This is a genomic window from Streptomyces sp. CO7 (assembly GCF_053474865.1).
On the sequence record NZ_JBRIOU010000005.1, the window covers coordinates 228,861 to 231,974 of the forward strand.

At 73.0% G+C, this 3,114-nt stretch carries 1 protein-coding gene and 1 pseudogene; one reads left to right on the top strand and one right to left on the bottom strand.

Annotation, left to right across the window (positions count from 1 at the left end; genetic code table 11):
• Positions 1–924, bottom strand: a pseudogene (locus ACOV8S_RS19505) (M6 family metalloprotease domain-containing protein); the annotation flags it as partial.
• Positions 925–1,356: 432 nt separating this feature from the next.
• Here ACOV8S_RS19505 and ACOV8S_RS19510 point away from each other — a divergent pair.
• Positions 1,357–3,114 (top strand): putative bifunctional diguanylate cyclase/phosphodiesterase (locus tag ACOV8S_RS19510; protein WP_448319078.1); only part of this gene is annotated, 1,758 nt, incomplete at its 3' end.

Below are 3,114 nucleotides of genomic sequence, written 5' to 3' on the forward strand. Positions count from 1 at the left end.
CCCCGCCGCCGATCCTCGTTCCGCTCCCGCCGCGGCCTCCGCCGTCTCCGGCCTCCCGCCCGTCTCCCGGTCGCCGTCGCCGCCCACGCCCAGCGGCTCCAGGGTGAGCCGGGTGGGGCCCCGCACGCAGCTGATCTGCCCGGAGTCGAGCCAGCCCAGCTTCCACTTGTGCCAGCCGAGGAGGTCCGGCGCGAGCCCGAACTGACTGCCCATGAGGTCCCAGTCGCCCACATGGGTGTCCCAGTCGCCCTTGCCGTCCCGGGGCCGGTGGTACAGGTCCGGCAGGTCCAGCACGTGCCCGGTCTCGTGGGCCAGCACCAGCCGGTCCGGCGGATGCCGCTCGAAGACGGTGACCACCCGCCGCAGGTCGGTGCCGTCGGCGCGCAGCGGCCGGGACAGGTTGACGACCTTGGTGGCGTCCGCGTTGACGCCCGGCGCGTCCGGGTCGGCGACCAGGTACACGATGTCGTACCGCGAGAAGTCGACGACCGGATCGGACACGGAGAGCGCGTCCTCGAGGTACGCGGCGCGCCGGGCGGGGCTCCAGTCGCGCTCCATCGCGTACTCCGTGGACGCACGCGGCATTCTCAGCCAAGTCCTCACCGGGTCCGCCCGGACGCTGAACCTTCCGTACGAGGCCCGCCGGAAGTAGTCGTTGGTGAGGGGGAAATGGTCGGCCATCAATTGCCGCGGAGTGGTGAGCGGCTCCGAGTCTGGGAAGGAAAGAAACACCATCACCGCGTCGAGGGGACGGGTCGGACGGGGGTAATGGGCGTTCCAGGTGTCGAGCCCCTCGGAGTGGTGGGCGGAGGTGCGCTCCAGCGCGCACGGTTCCAGGCTGGTCCCGGCGGCGGAGGGGTGGGCGACGATGGACGTCGCGGCGAGTGCGGACAGGGTGGTGACCACGGCCGCCGAGGTGCGCATGCCCGGACGGCGGCGGAACCCCTTGCTGAAGGGGACGGGACACGGCACGGCTACCTCCGGGCGCGATTTCCGGGACACCGCACCCAGACTGTGTGATGGTGTGGAGAGATGCCCTGTTCGTCTGGCCCGGAAGGGTGAGGGGCGACCTGCGCATCCCGGCGCCCCGGCCGGGACTCGAACTGAGCTTCGGTCACGGAACGTCACAACTGATCGGCCGATGAAGCGACGTGTCCATTTCTGGACGCAAGCGATCCGCGGCTGGGGTGGTTTGCCCCAGTGCGGAAATGGACGGCTGGAAGGGCCTGTGGGCTGCCTCTATGATCGGCACACTTTCCTGACCCTTCCTGAACCGGACTACCCATACGAAGATCGAGTGCACTGCGGGAGCAAGCGGTGAGCGGAACGTCCGAAGGTCCGGCTGCTCCGGATCGCATGGGCCAGACCGTCACGGAGCGTGGCGCGGAGCCCTCGGCGCCCGCGGCGCCCTCAGCGGGTCCGGCCTCGCCCGGCCCTGCCGCCGGACCGAAGCCGTCCCCCCGGCGGGGCAGGTACGCCCGCGGCGCCGTCACCGGCGGCGAGCCCGCCCGGAGCCAGGAACTCGCGCGGGGCCAGGAACCCGTGCGGGGCCAGGAGCGGGACGTCGTTCGCGCGCCCGCGGCGGGCGGAGACGCGCTGCTCGGTCTCGACCCCGCCTACCGGTCCGCCTTCACGGCGGCGCCGCTGGCCATGGCGGTGGTCGCCCCGGACGGCCTGGTGGTGGGCGCCAACGCCACCCTCGCCCGGCTCCTGGGCGCACCCCGCCCGGACACGCTGGCCGGCCGGGTCGCCGCCGACCTGGTGGACCTGGCCGCCGACCCGCGTACCTGGCAGGCGTACCGGGAGGTGCTGCGCGGCCGCCAGGCGGTGCTGCGCTGCACCCGCCGGCTCAAGCACCCCGACGGCCACTCCCTGTGGGCCCAGGTCACGGTGACCCCGCTGACCGGCAGCGGGCAGGGCGTGCTGCTCTCCGTCGCCGACATCTCCGCCCGCCGCGAACTCCAGGCCCGGCTGCGGCACCTCCAGATGCACGACCCGGTCACCCGGCTGCCCAACCGCAGCCTCTTCTTCGAGCGGCTGACCACCGCCCTGGAGACCGCCCTGACCTCGGACGTCGGCACCGGCCGGGTCGGGCTGTGCTACCTGGACCTCGACGGCTTCAAGGCGATCAACGACACCCTCGGCCACCGGGTGGGCGACCGGCTGCTCGCCGCGGTGGCCGAGCGGCTCACCCGGTGCGCCGACGAGGCCGGCTTCAACCGCACCGGCGCGCCGCTGGTGGCGCGGCTCGGCGGCGACGAGTTCGCCCTGCTGGTCGAGGACTCCACCGGCACCGAACAGCTCGCCGACCTGGCCGAGGCGGTCCTCACCGCCCTGCAGGCGCCGTTCGACCTCTCCGGGCAGCGGCTCTCCGTCTCCGCCTCCATCGGCGTCGTCGAGCGGCACGCCGAGGGGACCACGGCGACCGGGCTGATGCAGGCCGCCGACACCACGCTCTACTGGGCGAAGGCCGACGGGAAGTCCCGCTGGACCCTCTTCGATCCCGAGCGCAACGCGCACCGGATGACCCGGCAGGCCCTGGTCTCCACGCTGCGGCCCGGGATCGAGCGGGAGGAGTTCGTCCTCCAGTACCAGCCGCTGGTCGGGATGTCCGACGGGCGGGTGCGCGGGGTGGAGGCGCTGGTCCGGTGGGACCACCCCCAGTTCGGGATGCTCTCGCCGAACCGCTTCGTGGGGCTGGCCGAGGAGGACGGGTCCATCGTGCCGCTGGGGCGGTGGATCCTGCGGACCGCCTGCCGGCAGGCCCGGCGGTGGCAGCTCGACCACCCGGGCGAGCCGCCCCTGTTCGTCAGCGTCAACGTGGCGGTGCGGCAGGTCTGGGACTCCGACCTGGTGTCGGACGTGGCGCGGATCCTCGCGGAGTGCGAGCTCGACCCGGGGCTGCTGCAGCTCGAACTCACCGAGTCCGCGCTGATGGGGTCCGCGGGCCGGCCGATCAAGGCGCTCCAGGCCCTCAGCGACATGGGGGTGCGGATCGCCATCGACGACTTCGGCACCGGGTACTCCAACCTCGCCTACCTCAGCCGGCTCCCGGTGTCGGTCCTGAAACTCGACGGGTCGTTCGTCCGGGGCTTCCAGTACGAGGACGGGGCC